Annotated in this window: 1 protein-coding gene; it reads left to right on the top strand. The window is 73.2% G+C overall.

What is annotated here, in order from left to right; genetic code table 11:
* Positions 1 to 716, top strand: a 716-nt coding sequence (locus BFF76_RS30435) for a flavodoxin domain-containing protein (RefSeq protein ID WP_478078247.1), incomplete at both ends; no start/stop codon positions are given.

Below are 716 nucleotides of genomic sequence, written 5' to 3'. Positions count from 1 at the left end.
CTCCGGACCACCCGCCCCCGTCGCGGCTTCCGCGGCCCCGGCCCGGGCGAGCCGCACAGCGACCGGGCGCCTCGTGGGCAACAAGCTGCTCAGTCTCGCCGGTGCCACCAAAGAGGTGCGCCAGTTCACCTTCGACACGCGGGACAGCCCCGTACCACTCACGTACGAGGCGGGTGACGCCCTCGGCGTGGAGGCGCTCAACTGCCCCGCGCTCGTTGCGGAATGGCTGGCCGTCACCGGACTGGACCCCGCGGTCCCGGTCGACGTGACCGGCCTCGGCCCCGTCCCCCTGGGCGAGGCACTCCACCGTCACCTGGACATCGCGCGGATCACTCCCGCACTGCTGCGGCTGGTCGCCGAGCGCACCCACGACCGGACCCTCAGGAAACTCCTGCGCCCCGACAACAAGGGCGAACTCGCTCAGTGGACCTGGGGCCGGCAGGCCGTCGACGTCATCGCCGAACACTCCGCCCGCGCCACCGCGGCCGAGTGGACCGGGGCCCTCACACGCCTCCGGCCGAGGCTCTACTCCATATCCTCCAGCCCGCTCAGCGACCCCGGCCTCGTGCGTCTCACCGTCTCCGTCGTCCGCTACGAGAACCGGCACGGCGCCGTCCGCAAAGGAGTGGCCTCCACCTTCCTCGCCGACGCGGAAGCGGGCAGCCCCGTTCCCGTCTTCGTCCAGCGCGCCCCGCACTTCCGCCCGCCGGCCGACC

It is taken from the genome of Streptomyces mutomycini (assembly GCF_001700505.1).
Lineage (GTDB): Bacteria > Actinomycetota > Actinomycetes > Streptomycetales > Streptomycetaceae > Streptomyces > Streptomyces mutomycini.
This window is presented reverse-complemented; position numbering and strand designations above follow the sequence as displayed.